Below are 20,378 nucleotides of genomic sequence, written 5' to 3'. Positions count from 1 at the left end.
AATGGCTGCCAAGGACATTCGTTTCGGCGAAGACGCGCGCTCCAAGATGGTGCGCGGCGTCAACGTGCTCGCCAACGCCGTGAAGGCGACCCTCGGCCCGAAGGGCCGCAACGTCGTGCTGCAGAAGAGCTACGGCGCGCCGACCATCACCAAGGACGGCGTCTCCGTCGCCAAGGAAATCGAACTGGCTGACGCGTTCGAGAACATGGGCGCGCAGATGGTGAAGGAAGTCGCTTCCAAGACCTCCGACAACGCCGGCGACGGCACCACCACCGCCACCGTGCTGGCGCAGGCGTTCATCCGCGAGGGCATGAAGGCGGTCGCCGCCGGCATGAACCCGATGGACCTGAAGCGCGGCATCGACCAGGCGGTGAAGGCCGCGGTCGGCGAACTGAAGTCGCTGTCCAAGCCGTCGTCGACCAGCAAGGAAATCGCCCAGGTCGGCGCGATCTCCGCGAACTCGGATGCCAACATCGGCGACCTGATCGCGCAGGCGATGGACAAGGTCGGCAAGGAAGGCGTGATCACGGTCGAGGAAGGCAGCGGCCTGGACAACGAACTCGACGTGGTCGAGGGCATGCAGTTCGACCGCGGCTACCTGAGCCCGTACTTCGTCAACAACCAGCAGTCGATGTCGGCCGACCTGGATGATCCCTTCATCCTGCTGTACGACAAGAAGATCTCCAACGTGCGCGACCTGCTGCCCGTCCTCGAGGGCGTGGCCAAGGCCGGCAAGCCGCTGCTGATCGTGGCGGAGGAAGTCGAAGGCGAAGCGCTGGCGACCCTGGTGGTCAACACCATCCGCGGCATCGTCAAGGTCTGCGCGGTGAAGGCCCCGGGCTTCGGCGACCGTCGCAAGGCGATGCTGGAAGACATGGCGATCCTGACCGGCGGCGTGGTGATTTCCGAGGAAGTCGGCCTGTCGCTGGAGAAGGCCACCATCAAGGACCTCGGCCGCGCCAAGAAGATCCAGGTGTCGAAGGAAAACACCACCATCATCGATGGCGCCGGCGAAGGCGCGGGCATCGAGGCGCGCATCAAGCAGATCAAGGCGCAGATCGAGGAGACCTCCTCCGACTACGACCGCGAGAAGCTGCAGGAGCGCGTGGCCAAGCTGGCCGGCGGCGTTGCGGTGATCAAGGTCGGTGCCGCCACCGAAGTCGAGATGAAGGAAAAGAAGGCGCGCGTCGAAGACGCCCTGCACGCGACCCGTGCGGCCGTCGAGGAAGGCATCGTCCCGGGCGGCGGCGTCGCCCTGATCCGTGCCAAGGCGGCGATCGCCGGCATCAAGGGCGTGAACGAAGACCAGAACCACGGCATCCAGATCGCCCTGCGCGCGATGGAAGCCCCGCTGCGCGAGATCGTGACCAATGCCGGCGATGAGCCGTCGGTCATCCTCAACCGCGTGGTCGAAGGTTCGGGTGCGTTCGGCTACAACGCCGCCAACGGCGAGTTCGGCGACATGATCGAGTTCGGCATCCTGGACCCGACCAAGGTCACCCGCACCGCGCTGCAGAACGCCGCGTCGATCGCGGGCCTGATGATCACCACCGAAGCGATGGTGGCCGAGGCCCCGAAGAAGGACGAGCCGGCGATGCCGGCCGGCGGCGGCATGGGCGGCATGGATTTCTAAGCCCCGCGATCCATCAAGCAAGACCACAAAGCCCGGCCTCGTGCCGGGCTTTGTGCGTTCTGGCGTCCGAGGCGGGAGACTTCCTACCCGCCCCGCGGCAATGTCTGACGCGAAGATCAGAAAACGCCGATATGAACGCGTGCTCGCGGGCGCAACCCTGAGCAGCCGTCCCTGCAACGGAGCGCTGCGTGCCGCGCCTGACCGCACCCCGGCGGCAGGCCGAGGTGTGCGCGCCACTGCCGGCCGCCCACGCCGCTGCGCGTTACGCGCGCCACCTGCCCGAGCGCACGCTGCTGTACGCGCTAGTGCAGGCGCACTACCCGGACTTCATCGCGCGTCTTGAGGCCGAAGACCGCCCGCTGCCCGAGTATGTGCGCGAGGAGTTCGAGACCTACCTGCGCTGCGGCGTGCTCGAGCACGGCTTCCTGCGCGTGGTCTGCGAGCACTGTCGTGCCGAGAGGCTGGTGGCGTATTCCTGCAAGAAGCGCGGGCTGTGCCCGAGCTGCGGCGCACGGCGCATGGCCGAGTCGGCGCGGCATCTGGTGGACGAGGTGTTCGGCCCGCGGCCGGTGCGGCAATGGGTGCTGAGTTTCCCGTACCCGTTGCGCTTCCTGTTCGCCAGCAAGCCTGAGGCGATCGGCCCGGTGCTGGGCATCGTGCATCGTGTGATCGCCGGTTGGCTTGCCGATCAGGCCGGCGTGCCGCGGGATACGGCGCAATGCGGCGTGGTGACCCTGATCCAGCGCTTCGGCAGCGCGCTGAATCTCAACATCCACTTCCACATGCTGTGGCTCGACGGCGTGTACGAGGACACCACCGAGCGTCCGCAGCGCAAGCCGCGCCTGCACCGCACCCGTGCGCCCACATCGGCGCAACTGACGGAACTGGCCAACACCATCGCGCATCGCGTGTGCCGGCACCTGTCGCGCCGCGGCTGGCTCGAAGGCGAAGACGAATCCGTGTTCCTGTCCGACAGCGCGGGTAGCGACGACGGCATGGATGGGCTGCGGATGAGTTCGATGACCTACCGCATCGCCACCGGTCGCGACGCTGGCCGCAAGGTCGTCACGCTGCAAACGCTGCCTGGCGACGCCGGTCCGCTGGAGGGCGACGCCGGCAAGGTCGGCGGCTTCTCGCTGCATGCCGGCGTGGCCGCGGAAGCACACGAAAGCCACAAGCTCGAAAAGCTGTGCCGCTACATCACGCGCCCGGCGATCAGCGAGCAGCGGCTATCGATCTCGCCACAGGGCAGGGTGCGTTACCAGCTCAAGACGCCGTGGCGCAATGGCACCACGCATGTCGAATGGGATGCGGTGGACTTCATCGCCAAGCTGGCGGCACTGGTCCCGCCGCCACGCGCGCATCTCACCCGCTTCCACGGCGTATTCGCCCCGAATGCAAACCTGCGCGCGCAGCTGACGCCCTCGGGGCGCGGCAGGCGGCCTGCGGGCGATGCGGCGCCAGTGGACGTCAGCGCCCACGACGAGCCGCGCAGCCCCGAGCAGAAGCGCCGTGCGATGAGCTGGGCGCAACGGCTCAAGCGGGTCTTTTCCATCGACATCACCACCTGCGCCCACTGCGGCGGCGCGGTGCGGATCGTCGCCAGCATCGAAGACCCCAAGGCCATTCGCGCCATCCTCGCCCACTTCGAGAAACACGGCGCGCTGGAGCAAGCGCACTACCGGCCCGCAGCGCGCGCCCCGCCGCCCGCCGCGTGATGAGGCGCCGGCCACACAGCCGGCAGCCAAGCCAGAGTCCGATCCGATGCGGCCACGACCCCGCAGGGCTGCGCTCGGCCCTGTGCCGGGATTCGGTGAGAAATGGCTACGCACTGAGCCGCTGCGTGGCCCCGCGATGTCGAAAACCCACGCATGAACCCCCGATCTGTGCCCGATCTGTGCCCAAAGCGGCGCTTGCGCGGCCGCTTCCTACCCGCCAGACTCGCCAAAAAGGGCGGTTGAACTTCCTATACCCATATCCCACTTTAGGTTTGGCAGCACCTTTTCAATCAGGTGGTTGTTTACACCAATCCAGCTATTGGCCAATTGAATATTGGTTTCGTCTACTTTTTTTGATTTTTTAAACAGCTTGGTAAAACCGAGTGCCAAAACAGGGGGACCATGTAAAAACGTGCTTCCTGTAATGACTGAACCAACTGTGAGTCCTTTACTGACTTTTTGCAATAAGGATGCTTTTTTATGAGCAGTAGACATAAATCTAACCTTGAGTGTAGAGATTTAAAAAAATGTTCCAACTATAAACAACGGAAATTGAAATACAATTGTATATTTGAAGATGTTGACATTTTTTATGGATTTACCCATTTTCTGCAATTTTAATCCACTTTATCATAAGTGAAGCATTGGTATTTGGTGTATAAAGTTCTTAAAAACTTTTATTGAAACATATATCTCATGTTTTTAGAAATCCGATAAATTGAAAACAATGGAGGGCAGAGTAAAACTTGAAGTGCGACATAAACCACCTAATTAATTTAAAGGGTTTATGGAGTATATAAAATTGTCATACCATCATCTTAACTTTGAAGATCGTACTGCATTAATGCTTGAGTCAAGAAAAGAAGGCTTTTCAGCCAGAAAATTTGCTGAACTCATTAAAAGACATCCTAGTACGATCTATCGTGAGCTTAAAAGAAATAGCATCAATGACGTTTATCAAGCTCAATATGCTTCTGATAACACTTTTGCTAGACGTAGACGTGGTCACAGAAAACTCAAAATCGATTCAATCCTCTGGAAATTTATTGTTGAAGCGATCCGTTGTTTATGGTCTCCTCAGCAAATAGCAAAGCGTTTAAAGACATTTCCTGATTTGGATCAAACAATGAATGTAAGCCATACAACGATTTATTCAACGATACGAGCATTACCCAAGGGTGAGTTGAAAAAAGACTTATTATCCTGTCTACGTCATGAAAATAAAAAGCGAAAAGCTAACGGTGAACCTAAAAAAGATTCTATATTACAGGATATTAAAACTATTCATGAGCGCCCAGCCGAAGTTCAAGAAAGAAAAATACCGGGTCATTGGGAAGCTGATTTAATTAAAGGTAAAGACAATAAAAGTTCGATAGCAACACTTATTGAACGAAATACACGGCTCTGTATCTTGGCAACATTACCTGATGCAAAGGCAGAATCAGTGCGCAAGGCTTTAACTGAAGCTCTGAAATATTTACCTGCAGAACTGCGTAAAACGTTGACCTATGACCGTGGACGTGAGATGTCAGAACATAAAATACTCGAAGAAGATTTAGGCATAGATGTATATTTCTGTGACCCACATTCACCCTGGCAAAAAGGCACATGCGAAAATATGAATGGTTTAATTAGGCAATATTTACCTAAAGGGATTGATTTAAATCAGGCAGATCAGCATTATTTAAATCAAGTTGCCATGTCACTGAATACTCGTCCTAGAAAGGCGTTAGATTGGCTTACACCATTAGAGAAATTTGCTCAGCTTGTTGATTATCATATGGCTTTTGAAACTGTCGCACCTCATGTTTGAATTCGCCCCGATATCTGTAAAACTCAGCTATTTGCTTTTAATCTTGACATTCTTAGAGTCATGCAACTCATATTGTAATTTTAATTGAACCACAGGCTGATCCTAAAAATTAAGCAATTATATCGCACAGATTATTTACCCAACAGCTTTTAGACGTCATAAAAATGTTGATAAATTAGCTTAAATAATTGTAGCCTATATTAAAAAACAATAGCGAGAGCCATTGGGTATATGGTCAATTTTTTTAATTGTATAAAAAAGCGCAGTCCTAAAGGAGCTAGGACTGCGTTCTAACACCAATCCATCTGGAGATACAGATTGATGTTAACGAAACGATCTCTGATCGTATCTATACTTAATTAATGAGGTTAAGTGATATTATTTCAAGTGTTCATTCAAATGAATCTCATTAAAAATATAGCACGATTAGGAAATACTTTGTTTGTTTTTTAACTAATATTTTAAGCTTATGATATAGTAATAAAAAAAAGCGCCCTAAGGCGCTTTTTTTACTTGTAAATCAAGGGTTTTTATTTAATGACGGGCAGCTTTGCCTTCATCTACTGGTTTTACAATAGGTGCTTTAACTAGCGGTTTAGGTTGTTCAACTAAAGCGAGAGGTAAAATATCGTCAATTGATTTCACAGCTTTAATTTCTAAACCTTCTTTTACATTTTGAGGAATTTCAGCTAAGTCACGTACGTTTTCTTGTGGGATGAACACCAGTTTCACGCCACCACGATGTGCTGCTAAAAGTTTCTCTTTTAAGCCACCAATGCGCATTGCACGACCACCTAAACTGGTTTCACCAGTCATGGCAATATCAGGGCGAATCGCAATACCTGTAAATGCAGACACAAGTGCAGTCGTGAGTGCTAAACCAGCAGAAGGTCCATCTTTTGGTGTTGCACCTTCAGGTAAATGCACGTGTACATCGGTTTCTTCAAAACGAGATGACTCAATACCGAGTTCATCTGCACGTGTACGCACAACGGTCATTGCTGCAGTAATCGACTCTTTCATCACATCACCGAGTGAGCCAGTAGTGATAAATTTACCTTTACCTTTTACAGCAGCAACTTCAATCGTGAGTAATTCACCACCCACAGAAGTCCAAGCTAGACCGTTAACACGACCCACTTGCGCTTCTTCTTCAGCCATACCGTAGTCGAACTTATGTACTCCTAAATAATCAGGTAAGTTCTCAGCCGTGACATCAATTTGCAAGTTTTTAGCTTTCTTACTGACTGACTCTTTCACCACTTTACGTGCAATTTTAGAAATTTCACGTTCTAAACTACGTACACCTGCTTCACGTGTATAACGACGGACAATGTCACGAATCGCTTCTTCATGAACAGTCAATTCTTTAGCACGTAAGCCATTGTTCTTGATTGCTTTCGGAACAAGGTAACGGTCTGCGATGTTGACTTTTTCTTCTTCGGTATAACCAGGAAGACGAATCACTTCCATACGGTCAAGCAAAGCTTCAGGAATGTTCATACTGTTTGCTGTACAGATAAACATTACTTCGGAAAGATCAAGATCAAGATCTAAATAATGGTCGTTAAACTTCCCATTTTGTGATGGGTCTAATACTTCAAGTAACGCAGAAGCTGGATCGCCACGATAGTCCTGTGCCATTTTGTCAATTTCATCGAGCAAGAACAATGGGTTCTTGACACCAACTTTTGTCAAAGACTGCACGATTTTACCTGGCATCGCACCAATATAGGTACGACGGTGACCACGAATCTCCGCTTCATCACGTACACCACCAAGTGCCATACGCACGAACTCACGACCTGTTGCTTTGGCAATCGATTCACCGAGTGAAGTTTTACCGACACCAGGAGGACCAACCAAACAAAGAATCGGGCCTTTGAGTTTTTTCACGCGAGATTGAACAGCTAAGTATTCAACAATGCGCTCTTTAACTTCATCCAAACCATAATGGTCTGCATCTAAAATTTCTTGCGCTTTGTTCAAGTTAATGCTGACTTTGCTGGCTTTATTCCAAGGTGTATCTAAGATCACCTCTAAATAGTTGCGCACCACAGCCGCTTCACTTGATGCTGGTTGCATTGATTTTAGTTTACGGAATTCAGCATCCGCTTTTTTACGCACGTGTTCAGGTAAATCAGCTTCTGCTAAACGTTTTTCAATTTCTGCAACGTCATCTTCTGCACCGCCATTCATGTCGGAAAGTTCACGTTGAATTACTTTCATCTTTTCATTCAGGAAGTATTCACGTTGATTCTTTTCCATTTGACGTTTTACAGAATCATGCAAAGTTTGCTCAATCTGCTGTTCTTCAGATTGTTGCAGCAAATAAGTCATTAGCTCTTGTAAATGTGCTTCAAATTCATCGTGTTCGAGGAATTTTTGTTTTACGTCAATATTCAAAGGCACACGAGTTGCAACAAAGAACAACAATTGCAGTAAATCATCAATTTTATTTGCTGCTGCAATTAACTCACGTGCATTGCGTAATTTTGCTTCTGCATATTGAGCAAATAAGGCACGTAATTCTTCGACACGTGTTTTTTGTGTATCTTCATCGATCGATACAGTCATTGGGCTTAATGCATGTTCAGCTGATAAATATTCATCATTTTCAATGATTTTAACCAGTTTTGAACGATGTAAACCTTCAATTAATACTTTTATACAGTTTTCATCATTTTCATGATTCACAACTTGTACAATCTTAGCGACAGTACCATATTGATATAAGTTGTCGTGATCAATTTCTTCTGTAAGCGAATCTTTTTGCGCAACTACAAATACTAAATTGTCACTGTTACGAGCCACATCAACTGCATTGATCGATTTTTCACGACCTACAAATAGCGCAATTTGCATGTGTGGATAAACCACGACATCACGTAACGCTAAAAGCGGTAATACACTTGGAACCTGTGGCTCTAAGTTTTCTTGATTCATAATAATCTCAGACATGGGCACTCCTAATGAGTGACAACGGTGTTGCCATGTTTTTTATAGTGATGGGTATTTCTAAAATTACAAGGGCTTCACAAAATAATTTGCATAAAATTTGTCAAGTATCTGATAAATAATACATCATAAAATATACGATTGGCTGAGTTGACGCTTAAAACACTTATATTTTGTAGGGGTAATTAGCGCATGTAAGGCTTGATCCCAAGGATTGCGATGTAAATTGGTATTTAAAAACTGAAAATCATGCGCAAGTCCTAAACGGTAGGGTTTATAAGGCGCAGAAGCCAAAGTACGATCATAAAAACCACCGCCCATGCCCATCCGTGTACCCACGGGATCACATGCTAATAAAGGCATTAAAAGAACATCTAAATGTGAAACATGCAGCCCTCGATTGCGCATAGGCTCAAGCATACCAAGTGTGTGCAGGACAAAGCGTTTATTACGATATTGATATTTTGAAATTTTTACCCAGACTAATATTTTATTCATATTGCAGATGATCGGCAGATAAATATGTTTATGCTGTTGAAAACAATATTCAATTATTTTACGGGTTCGCAGCTCACCAAAACCATCCAAATAAATACCAATTTTTTTTGCCGTCCTGAATTGTGGGCTCTTTCTGAGTTGATTAAAGGCAGATTGTTCACTATGCCGTTGTTGAAATTTTGATAGTTGTCGTCGCTGAGCTTTTAAGTTTTTACGAAGTTGTAAGGTTTGCTTAGACATAATACTTTAATAAATGTTAATTACATCACTAAATCATAGCAAATATAAACTGCCCATATAAAGAATAAAATATATAAGTTGAATAAATGCGTTAAATTAAATTTTTTAAAGTACTTACTCTATTTTAATGTATATTATTAAGAATAACTAATTATAAAAAATAATTATTTTTTTAATAGACCCAATTTTTAAATAAACTGGGTCTATTATAAATTATGATTTTTTATTGATAATAAAAGGACGGTTCTCATTATCTAAAGATAATACAATATTTACACCTTGAAATTGCTCATTAATAATGAGTTTTGTGTGATATGTTTTACATTCTTCTTTGCAATTTTTAACAGATAGTACATATTCATTTGGTTTTAAATAATAAGTAGTTGCATTATTTATATAGAAGTCACCGGCTTTGAAATCATCAATGTAAAATTTAATAGGACAGTCTTTATTGCTGTCTTTTTCTTCATCGCAAAGCTTATCATCACGTTGAACATTAACGGGTTTTGTATTTAATTCATTGTTTATAAATAATAAATTTTTTGGTTGGTTTTTGGCGGTTACAGTTTTTAATTGAGTGCAAGCAGATAAAGAGGCAATTATTGCAATGGAAATAGTGGCATTCTTTAGCATAATGATGTCCTGTTAGAAAAATTTAAATATCGACACATAATATTTTACTATTTGGTAAACTATTAAGCGTGTTGGTATGTGTTGTTCATTGTACAAAAAATATCGCTCTGATAATATATCTTACCAATTGTTACTAATAATTGGGCATTTAAAATGCAAAAAATCACGTTAATAGATAAATCATCTCTTGAGAAAGTTAATATCAGTTCAAATATAATAAAATTAAATAAAGTGATGATTATTCAACCTAATATAAAAAAAGAAGAGATTTTAGAGATTATTCAAGATGGTAATCACCTCATAATAAGATTAAAAAATGGTGAAACCATCACAATTGAAAATTATTTTGTGAAAGCTGCTGATGGTGCAACATCTGATCTCGTATTTGATGGTACTGTTTGTGCTTTTGAGCAGCTCTTTTGGCAAGATGGTGTAGCCAGCTTTAAAGAGATAACTGGCCTTGAAGAGCTTCTTCCAATTATTACGGGTACCAGTACTGGTGGTGTCGGTCCATTACCTTGGGTTGTAGGTGGACTTGTTACGGGAGGAATCATCGCAGCGACTGATGATGATAAAAGCGATTCAGAACCAAAAAATGAGCCAACATTTGTATTAAAGGCACCTAAAGTCGAAATTTTAGATGATCAAAATAATGATGGCTTCTTGTCTAATATTGAAATTGGGAATAAAGACCAAGTTGGTGTGATTGTTTCAATTCCAATAGGTGCAAAAGCTGGCGACACAATTACTGTAACGGATCAATCTGGTAAAAAATATACACATGTCCTAGTAAGGGAAGATTTAAATTCTGGTAAAGTGACAATCAAGGTTGATCGTCCTACGGAAGGCAATGAGCTTAAAGTAACTGCAACGATCACTAATCAAGAAGGTGAATCAGAATCTTCTCCAGAAGATAGTGCGGTGATTAAAACTACTCTACCAACCTTAACAGTTGAAGTTCCTGAGAAAAGTAATGATGCAACACCAACAATTACGGGTAAGACTGATGTACCTGCAGGAAGTAAAATTGAACTTACAATTACTGATAAAAATGGTAATACGCAAACAGTAACTACTGAAGTCAAAGATGATGGTACTTATACTGTAGATGTACCAGATGCTTTGCCTGAAGGTGAATTTACTGTTACGGGCAAAGTGACGGATTCAATTGGTAATAGCACAACAGCAACAGATCAAGGGACGATCGATATAACTTTTCCAAAAGTTAAGATAGATATCACACCAGAAGGTGACATCAGCGTCACCTTTGATCCAGATGTAGACCCAAGCACCATCACCCCAAACGATTTCAAAATCACCGACAAAGATGGCAATTCGATTGAGATTACATTAACACCAAGTGAAGATGGCTTGACCTGGACCGGCAAAGTCCCTGAAGAGACCGAAGGCAAAGTCACCGTGACTGTGCCAGCAGGCAGTTATGAAGATACGTCGGGTAACCCAGGTCAACCGAGCACAGGTGAGAACCATGTCAACATGCTGCCACCAACCGTTAAAGTAGAGATCACGCCTGAAGGTGAAATCACGGTTACATTTGACCCAGATGTAGATCCAACCACGATTGATCCAAAAGACATCGTGATCACCGACAAAGACGGCAATCCGATTGAGATTACATTAACACCAAGTGAAGATGGCTTAACCTGGACCGGTAAAGTTCCAGAAGACGTTGAAGGCAAAGTCACCGTGACTGTGCCAGCAGGCAGTTATGAAGATACGTCGGGTAACCCAGGTCAACCGAGCACAGGTGAGAACCAGGTCAACATGCTGCCACCAACCGTTAAAGTAGAGATCACACCAGAAGGAGACATCACGGTTAGCTTTGATCCAGATGTAGATCCAACCACGATTGATCCAAAAGACATCGTGATCACGGACAAAGACGGCAATCCGATCGAAATCACCTTGACCCCAAGTGCAGATGGATTGACCTGGACCGGTAAAGTTCCAGAAAATGTTGAAGGCGAGGTAAATGTTGAGATTCCTCCAACTTATAAGGATGAATCTGGAAATGTTGGTGAACCAGGTAAAGGTACGGGGACCGTGGATACAGTGCCGCCAGGTGTGAATATTGACATTACACCTGATGGCAAAATTACCGTAACGTTTGATCCTGATGTTGATCCAGAAAGCATCACGCCAGATGATTTTAAAGTTACTGATAAAGAAGGTAATCCAATTGAGGTCGAATTCACTCCTGATGAAGATGGCTTAACCTGGACAGGTAAAGTGCCACCAAATGTTGACACAGACATCACTGTTGAAGTTCCACCAACAGATGAAGAGAGTAATCCTACATATACGGATGAAGTGGGTAATCCAGGAACAGGTGGTGATAAGACCGCACCTGTGGATACCTTACCACCAAAAGTTACTGTTGAAATTAGTGAAGATAGAACTTCAGTGACCTTTATATTTAATGAACCAATTCAAGGTTTTGATGCATCTGATATTGTGGTTACAGGTGGAATGTTAAAACCAGATACATTGGTGAAAAATGCTGATGGTACTTGGACGGCTCAACTTCAAAATACTGAAAAAGGCAACACAGTTGAGGTGATGGTTAAAGATCAAAGTTATACCGATTTAACCAATAATGCAGGCGCTGCTGGAGCAGACCGTGACATTACCATCAAAATTACCAGTGTCACGCAGATTGCAGGTTCAAATGATAAGCTGATTACGGGGATGACTGGGGCAAATCAAGAGGTTACTGTGATTTTGCCAAATGGCGATGAAATTACAGGTATCCGTTCTGATGAAAATGGTTATTGGGAACTAACAACAGCGATTGTTGAAGGCAAGCAAGATAAAATTCAAGCAACAACACTCAATCAAGATGAAAAACCTATAGAAGATATTATCAGCTTACCATTTGTTTCGATTGATCTAGTTTCTGGTGATGATGTCATCAATGAAGCTGAATATTCTGATTTAGAAAATACAGTCACAATCACAGGTAAAGTCAGTAACCCAGATGTCACCATGACGGTAACAATTGCGGGCAAGACTTATTCAGGTTCACAAGTAACGGTGAATGCGGATGGGACTTGGTCTGTGAATGTACCGAAAGCAGATGTTGCGAAAGATTTTGATATTACTGCACAAGCGACCTCGAATAAATCAGGTGTGACATCAGATGAAGCTTTACGTGATGTTATGGTCGATATTGAACCACCAAAAGTCACTGTAGAGATTGATGCAACAGGTAAAATTACCCTGAAATATGATAGTGATGTTGACCCAAACAGTATTGATTTGTCGAAAGTCACTGTGAAAGACACCTCAGGCAATGTGATCACTGTAAATTGGAATATGTCTGATAGTAGTGCATTAAACTTTGATGCAATGATAGATATGCCTGTTGATGACATTATCACTGTGACAGTGCCTGAGGGCAGTTATCAAGATTTAGTGGGCAACCTTGGTTTAGAAGGTTTAGATGCTGAAGATGTTGATAATGCACCACCTGATATTGAAAAGACTTTAATTACAACTGAGGAAGATACTTCGGTTGTGATTACTTGGGCGCAATTAGGTATTACGGATAACAGTACGGATTTGAATAAGTTAGCTGTTTCATTCACAACATTGCCAACCAATGGTACTTTGTATCTAAATGGTCAGGCTGTGACAGATATCAATATGTTGGCGGATTTAACTAAATCTGATATTGATGCAGGTCAATTAAGCTTTAAACCTAGCTTGAATGAGGCATCAACAAGTTCAGATTCCGTGTATACAACACTTGATTTTGAAGTACATGATGGTGTGAATACATCTACGGGCTCAGTGGATGTGATCGTTAATGCGGTTGCAGACAAGCCTAATTTATCTATTGATATTTTAGATTGGGCGCCAACTGCTGTTAATTTAAATATTAAAACATGGAATGGTCTGCAAAAGGTGACCATTGATGGTAAAACCTACGACTTGTTACAAGGTGGGGGTAATGGTATGCCTGCAGATACTTTAAAAACAGTATTTGAGTATTTAACCAGTGATCGTAATACTACACATCAACCAGCAACGAGTGGTGGCACAACTAGTTTGACTAATGGTGATGTTGCAACCTATAAAGGTGTTGCAATAACAGGTTATGTCTATCTTGAGAAAGGTCATACCTATAACTATAAAGGTGTAGCAGATGATAGTGGTATGCTCATTATTGGAAATGAAGATCCAGTCTTTGTGAGTTGGGGGGGATTAAGTACTTCAGTAGATCGTAGTTTTACTGCAACAGAGTCAGGCTTCTATACCTTTGACTTCTATATGCATAACCAAGCAGGGATCGGAAACTATGATTTCCAATTGGTTGATCAGTCACATGGTGACACAATCAGTTATTACCCAGATTTAGACACCGCATTGTCAGGTTTGAATGACTTCTATCAACAAACCAATCCATCTGTGGAATGGAAAGTGTCTGATCTGATCCAAGGGAGTGTAACGGATAAAGATGAAAATGGTTTCCATCGACCATATTTCAACTTAAGTGGTGAAGTTGGACAGGACATTTCACTTGGATTACTCAGTACAAGTTTGAATGATAGAGATAGTTCAGAAAGCTTAACCTTGAATTTCTCAGGTTTAATTGAAAGTATGATGATTTATGCATTAGCATCAGATGGTTCTCGTACTTTACTTGGCACAGCAGATGCAAATGGTCAATTAAGTTTTCTTGTGAATGGGGGGGCTTTAGATGGTGCAAGCTTGGTTGCAGTGGCTCCAGCAGATTTTGTGGTGACAGATTCTTCTTTAGCTCTAAAAGTGAAAGTGGAGGCCGTTGCAACAGAGCAATCTAATGGTTCAACAGCAAGTTCAGAACTGGTATTCGATATGACCTTGTATCCACCTTCAAACGTAGCATTTAAAGCAATGGCGTTCACGGAGAATACTGCAGTTGAGCAAGATCCAGATCTGATCTTTAATGTATTGAGCGATGATCATTTGGATGGAAATACATTAACAACAGTGAATGATTTTGCTAGCACAGATCAAATTGATGTATCAAAACTTTTAGATGATCATTTACGTCTTGAAAATACCAATGCGTATTTAACCGTAAGCTATGATGCAGAACATAACCAAGCGCTGATTGCGATTGACCATGATGACAAAGCTGCACAGTTTCAAAGTGCTGAATTGTTGCTAGCAAATCATCCCACAACTGATCTTACACTTGAAGAATTATTGCAAAATAATCAAATCATCATCTAATGATTTAATCAACGCACTATTTTTCTAAATAAAAAAGTTCCTTCGGGAACTTTTTTATTTGCACGTAACCTTAAAAGAACAATAATCAGATAAATGGTAAAATTTTTATTTAACTTAAGATTTTGATAAATAATAAAATAATAAAATATGATACCTAGAATTTAAAAGTTTACTTTTTTGACAAACCTTGGATATTTATAGTCAATTGAATCTGTTGATATATCTCTTAACTTAGTCATGAATATTAAGGAAGATTTGTGGGTAGATGATGATATTCACAAGCAGATTGACAAAAAATGGATCATAAAATGAAAATACAAAACCCTCTAAAATGGACAAATTTTAATCTACAGAGGTGTAAAAATACGTGCTTGGCAATCGGCTTTTTATTGCCATTTTCGGTATATGCAGCCCCTACACCAAAATTAGACTTAACACTTTCGCAACATTCACAACAGAAAATTAAAAAACTAATGGATGACCCTAAAATATGGGCGCAAATTCCGAAGCAAGTGACGTTATGTGTATATTCACCCGATGGTGCAAATGGTGAAGCCTTTGAACAAGCGACCAGTTATATCAGTGAATTACCCCGTATTGCACAAGTCGCCAAACAGTTTGGGGTAGATTTAAAAATTACCCGCCCATCAAAATTGCAAATGCGGATTGATATTGATTATCCAAAATTAAAGAAAAAAGCCACCACTGAATTAAATTTAAAAGTGTATACCGATGAACGTGTGCTTACTGAGGACTTTCGCAGTAAACGCTGTGATGGTGCAGGGATCAGTAATTTACGTGCCCGACAATTTAACTCTTTTGTCGGCAGTATTGATGCGATTGGGGCTGTGCAAAGTTATAAACAACTGTCATCTGTGATTCAGTTATTAGCACGTCCCGAATACGATGCCAAAATGGTAAATAAAGACTATGAGGTGGTCGGAATCGTACCATTAGGTGCCGCATATATCATGGTGAATGACCGTCGTATTGATACCTTGGCAAAAGCGGCTGGTAAAAAAGTTGCGGTAATGAACTTTGATGGAACGCAAAAGAAATTAGTGCAAAATGTAGGTGCCCAGCCAGTTTCAGTTGATCTCTTGACCGTTGGTGGAAAGTTTAACAATAAAGAGGTGGATATCATGGCTGGACCTGCCTTGTTATTTAAACCTTTGGAATTGCATAAAGGTATGAATGACAAAACAGGTAAAACTGTGGGTGGGATTATCAAATTTCCGCTGATTCAAGTGACAGGTACGTTGATCATGCACCGTAATAAATTCCCTGCGGGTATGGGACCAATTGCCCGTGAAATGATTTCTAAACAGCTTAGTCCTGCTTTTGATTTTGTAGATAAACTTGAAAAAGAAATTCCTGCAAAATATTGGATGGAAATGCGAGAAGCAGATAAACCTGGTTATATTAAAATTATGCGAGAAGCGCGTATTCAAATGACCAAAGATGGATATTATGATCCTGCCATGATGCGAATTTTGAAAAAAGTACGGTGTTCACAAAACCCAAGCAGCTTTGAATGTGCTTTAAATGATGAATAATTTGATTAGCTGAATTTAATAGAATTTTTTTAAAATGCCCTGAAATAGAGAGCATTTTTAGTTTAAATAAGTTTTGGATAAATTATGCCATTTTTATGCAGTACAGTATTTCGCATGGTTAATAGAAAAAACTGATTTTATTTAATATTTTATATATTTCGCTAATGCTCGCAGGGTATAAAGTTAAGTATATTAATGCTACAAATAAGTATTTGAATATGTAATAAGACGATTTTTTTTGTCGAAACAGACTTGTATTTAATCAAACTTGATTGAGGGGGCGTGTGCTTCAAGTATTTGCAGAATTATGCGGTGGTGTCGGCTTGTTTTTATTGGGCATGACGCTAATGACCAATGGTCTAAAAGACATTGCAGGCGGAACCCTCAAACATTTATTTACCCAGTTTACCAATACCCCTGTGAAAGCGTTGTTATCTGGAATTGGCTTGACGATTTTGGTCAACTCTTCCACAGCGACTACGGTGGCGACAGTCGGGTTTGTGAATGCAGGCGTGATGACTTTTGCTCAAGCCATGGGCGTAGTGATTGGGGCAAACATTGGTACAACTAGTACAGGTTGGTTGGTAGCATTTCTGGGGTTAAAATTTTCTATTTCTATGTTTGCGCTGCCATTTATAGGTTTTGGTGCGATGCTGCATTTGGTTGCCAAAGATCGACTGAAATTATTTGGGTTGATTTTGGCAGGATTTGGCATGATTTTTTTTGGTATTGCCATTTTACAAGAGGCAATGGCAGGTTTTTCAAATCGTGTTGATCTTTCATTTTTAAGTGCCGATGGTGTTTGGGCAAAGCTATTTTTAGTGGCTATTGGTATTGTGATGACTTTGATTTTACAGTCATCTAGTGCTTCAATCACGGCAACTTTAGCCGCTTTGGCGAGTGGTGCAATTGATCTGTCTCAGGCGTTATATCTAGTGATTGGGCAAAATGTCGGGGCAGTGGGCATTACGATACTCTCTACAATTGGTGCATCTATCAATGCCAAAAGAACCGTTGCAGTCAATGTCATTTTCAATTTGGTGGCTGCAATAGTTGCATTTGTACTTTTAGCCCCAGTACTGTTGTGGCTATATCAGCATACATCTTGGTTGAGTCGTTGGGATGCGTTGGTGGTGGTGGCGTTGTTTCATACTGCATTTAGTGTGGTCGCTGCGTGTATTTTTATGCCTGTGTTGAAGCCTTTAGAAACTTTAATTATTCGGTTATTGCCAGAACATTCACCAAGTATTTTAAGGTGTTTAGATGAAGCCAGCTTACAACTCCCTATTGTGGCGATTCAAGCCGCAGAAACTGTACAAGACTATATTTTATTTGAAGTTTTCAAGGAATTACACAGCGTATTTCGAGATGGTATATTGCCTGATAAAACCAAACTTAAACGATTAGATGATATTATTTTACATTTAGAGGCATATTTAGAAAAAATTACAATCACCCATAATCTAGAACTACAACAGCATTTTTTAGCGATTTTAAGAGTTATGGTCTATGTTAGGGTGTTACGTAGTGATCTAGAAAAAATTGATAATGTAGCTTTGTTAAGAATGCATCCTGCGATTTTCCAATTGGCTTTGGATTATTCACATATTTTAGAGAGTTATATTAAGACTATAGAAGATTTGAGGGAATCCAATCAAATCGAAAAACTACGTACTGAATTGAATAGCTTGAAAAAATGGGCGAGCAAACATCGTACTGAAATACGCAATCAGGTTTTAGAATATACCCTGTTAAATCAACTTAATGCAGCAAAGAGCTTAGAACTATTAGCAGCGCAGCGTTGGATTGAGCGATTGATTGCGCATACCTATCGTTTTGCAAATGTATTACATGAAAGTTTAGTAAAAGAGCAAAAATGAATGATATGTTTCATAAGCAGACTCCTTTTTAGCTGAACTATCGTTCTAAAAATGATACGAAACCTTCTGTTTTTACTAAATCAAACCTTATAGCATTACGATAAAATGAGCGCATAGAGAAAATTATATAAGGATAAAGATCATGTTTGATATGCGTTTATCTCATCAACGTGGTGCAGCACATCATGGTTGGTTACAATCACGTCATAGTTTTTCATTTGCCGATTACTGGGATCCAAAACAAGTGGGATTTTCAGACTTATTGGTGATTAATGATGATACTGTTGCGCCATCAAAAGGCTTCGGTACACATCCACATCAAAATATGGAAATCATTTCCTATGTGCTTGAGGGTGCGTTAGAACATAAAGATTCGATGGGGACAGGTTCGGTTATCGTACCGGGCGATATTCAGTTGATGAGTGCTGGGCGTGGTGTGGCACACAGTGAATATAATCATTCTGCACAAGAAAATGTTCACTTTTTACAGATCTGGGTAGTACCGAACCAAGCCAACACTGAACAAAGTTATCAGCAACTGCATATTTCTCCCGAAGATAAACGTGGAAAATTGCATTTGATGATTTCACCGACAGGTGGCGAAAAAGCATTAGCCATTAAACAAGACATTAAGATTTACTCAGGTCTATTTGATGGCGATGAAACTGCCGAATTTCAAATCCCAGAAGGGCGTTATGTTTATTTACACGTCGCGAAAGGGCAAATTGAAGTCAACGGACAAGTATTTGCTACAGGTGATGCTGCACGAATCCGTGAAGGTGGAAAATTAAGCTTTCGTTATGGTCAAAATGCTGAGGTTTTGGTCTTTGATATGCGTCCTGAAGAAATTCCAACGATGCCTTAATGCTGTGTAAAGAGAAAGATTTAAGCAGAAAAGCATACTTAATCTGTTGAGTATGCTTTTTTTATATAAGTGTTTCAATAAAAAAGATTATCTAAAAATCTAATGAGGAGTTTGAGATAAAATTGAAGCTACAAAAGTAACGCATATAACAGGTTGATGTTATGCATCAGTCGTTTTAAAAAGGGAATTTTGGAATAGGCTGCTTTAATCTCTATTCATGCTTTGAATTATAGATTTTCAAAGAGAGTGATTTACATCAATGCTTAGCTTAAAGCAAGCTCATGATATTTGGTTAGTTTGAATCTTGAACAATGCTCAATTCATTACAGTATAAAGATGAAGGCTTTTTGAGAATGAGAAAATAGCGTTTTTCTATAGGATTAAATAAAAAGAAATGATAAATTCGTCAAAGGATGTAACTCTAATTTTTCTTGGTCGAATATTAAATCGAGTTATGTCGTTTGTATTTCAATAAATTAAAAAAATCATATTTACCTGAAATGGATTAAAAAATAATGAAACTCTATACAAATGTGCAATCTCGCGGCAATACCATTTTACCTTTACTGATTGAACTTGGAATTGAGCCTGAAGTTGAGTTGGTACAAATTGATTATGCGTACATGCAAGAAGCTGAATATCTGAAAATTAACCCGATGGGGAAAGTTCCATGTTTAATAGATGATGATTCAGTGATTTCTGAGACACCTGCTATTTTTGCTTATTTGGCAGATAAGTATATTGATCGGGGTTTTGCCCCTGCTTTAGATGATCCGAAGCGGGGTGAATATTTAAAATGGTTATTTTTTTGTCATGGTCCACTCACCGAGTTGATGGACATTAAAAGTTTAAATGTTTCAACTGAGCAAATTGAAGCTCGTCGTCGTAGTTTAAGCATGGGAACAGAGCAAGCAGTTTATGATTTTATCAAACAAGGTTTGAGTCAAGCGAAACCGTATTTACTGGGTGATAAAATTTCTGCTGCTGATTTATATTTAGCATATTGGTTGGTATTTGCGATTTCTTTTAAAATTATTCCCTATTTAGATGAATTTAAGCCATTTATTCAGCTAATTCAGCAGCGTGATTCGGTCAAAGATGTACAATGGTTTCAAGCTGTATAACTAAATTTTATTTGTACTTTTTGATTCAATTTTGAATAAAAGAATCCTGAATAGTTTAAGCATTCTTAAATTTAATGAGTTGGAATTTTTTAGTTCTTTCAGACAAATGTTTTTGGTCGGTTGCAGCTTTTATATTCTATTTTTCCAGTAACATTATTGATCACTTTAGACTTGCACAATCAAGCAAGAAATATTTGGTTTTATATACTGTGTTCTGTG

The 20,378-nt window shown here is 42.3% G+C and carries 11 protein-coding genes and 1 pseudogene; 8 read left to right on the top strand and 4 right to left on the bottom strand.

Features of this window, described 5'->3' with window-relative positions; translation table 11 throughout:
• The first annotated feature begins 1 nt into the window (after position 1).
• Positions 2-1,633: a chaperonin GroEL gene (gene groL, locus DJ533_RS14480; RefSeq protein ID WP_065995563.1), complete on the top strand. Its 1,632-nt coding sequence runs from the start codon at positions 2-4 to the stop codon at positions 1,631-1,633.
• Between the two features lie 188 nt (positions 1,634-1,821).
• Positions 1,822-3,351: an IS91 family transposase gene (locus DJ533_RS14475; RefSeq protein ID WP_015056392.1), complete on the top strand. Its 1,530-nt coding sequence runs from the start codon at positions 1,822-1,824 to the stop codon at positions 3,349-3,351.
• A 249-nt stretch (positions 3,352-3,600) separates the two neighbouring features.
• Here DJ533_RS14475 and DJ533_RS14465 read toward each other — a convergent pair.
• Positions 3,601-3,846, bottom strand: a pseudogene (locus DJ533_RS14465) (acyltransferase); the annotation flags it as partial.
• Positions 3,847-4,138: 292 nt separating this feature from the next.
• Here DJ533_RS14465 and DJ533_RS14460 point away from each other — a divergent pair.
• The gene (locus tag DJ533_RS14460; protein WP_001988464.1) at positions 4,139-5,164 is read left to right on the top strand and encodes an IS30-like element ISAba125 family transposase; all 1,026 of its coding nucleotides are present in this window, start codon (positions 4,139-4,141) and stop codon (positions 5,162-5,164) included.
• A 534-nt stretch (positions 5,165-5,698) separates the two neighbouring features.
• On the opposite strand, the gene lon is transcribed toward DJ533_RS14460, so the two are convergent.
• The 3 genes from lon to DJ533_RS14445 form a co-directional block, all read right to left on the bottom strand.
• Entirely contained in the window at positions 5,699-8,125 is a 2,427-nt protein-coding gene (gene lon, locus DJ533_RS14455) for an endopeptidase La (RefSeq protein WP_065994732.1), read from the bottom strand.
• Positions 8,126-8,248: 123 nt separating this feature from the next.
• Positions 8,249-8,860 (bottom strand): 5-formyltetrahydrofolate cyclo-ligase, encoded by a 612-nt coding sequence (locus tag DJ533_RS14450; RefSeq protein ID WP_065994731.1) that lies wholly within the window; start codon positions 8,858-8,860, stop codon positions 8,249-8,251.
• A 213-nt stretch (positions 8,861-9,073) separates the two neighbouring features.
• Positions 9,074-9,493, bottom strand: coding sequence for a hypothetical protein (locus DJ533_RS14445; RefSeq protein WP_065994730.1), 420 nt, complete (start codon positions 9,491-9,493; stop codon positions 9,074-9,076).
• Positions 9,494-9,646: 153 nt separating this feature from the next.
• Here DJ533_RS14445 and DJ533_RS14440 point away from each other — a divergent pair, with 153 nt between their 5' ends.
• From DJ533_RS14440 to DJ533_RS14420, 5 genes are all read left to right on the top strand, one after another.
• Positions 9,647-14,734, top strand: coding sequence for a BapA/Bap/LapF family prefix-like domain-containing protein (locus DJ533_RS14440; protein ID WP_065994729.1), 5,088 nt, complete (start codon positions 9,647-9,649; stop codon positions 14,732-14,734).
• Between the two features lie 314 nt (positions 14,735-15,048).
• Entirely contained in the window at positions 15,049-16,290 is a 1,242-nt protein-coding gene (locus DJ533_RS14435) for a putative solute-binding protein (protein ID WP_407647748.1), read from the top strand.
• A 284-nt stretch (positions 16,291-16,574) separates the two neighbouring features.
• Entirely contained in the window at positions 16,575-18,170 is a 1,596-nt protein-coding gene (locus DJ533_RS14430) for a Na/Pi cotransporter family protein (RefSeq protein WP_065994727.1), read from the top strand.
• Between the two features lie 142 nt (positions 18,171-18,312).
• Entirely contained in the window at positions 18,313-19,035 is a 723-nt protein-coding gene (locus DJ533_RS14425; protein ID WP_065994726.1) for a pirin family protein, read from the top strand.
• A 515-nt stretch (positions 19,036-19,550) separates the two neighbouring features.
• The gene (locus tag DJ533_RS14420; protein WP_065994725.1) at positions 19,551-20,159 is read left to right on the top strand and encodes a glutathione S-transferase family protein; all 609 of its coding nucleotides are present in this window, start codon (positions 19,551-19,553) and stop codon (positions 20,157-20,159) included.
• Positions 20,160-20,378 lie beyond the last annotated feature (219 nt).

The organism is Acinetobacter defluvii (genome assembly GCF_001704615.3).
Lineage (GTDB): Bacteria > Pseudomonadota > Gammaproteobacteria > Pseudomonadales > Moraxellaceae > Acinetobacter > Acinetobacter defluvii.
This window is presented reverse-complemented; position numbering and strand designations above follow the sequence as displayed.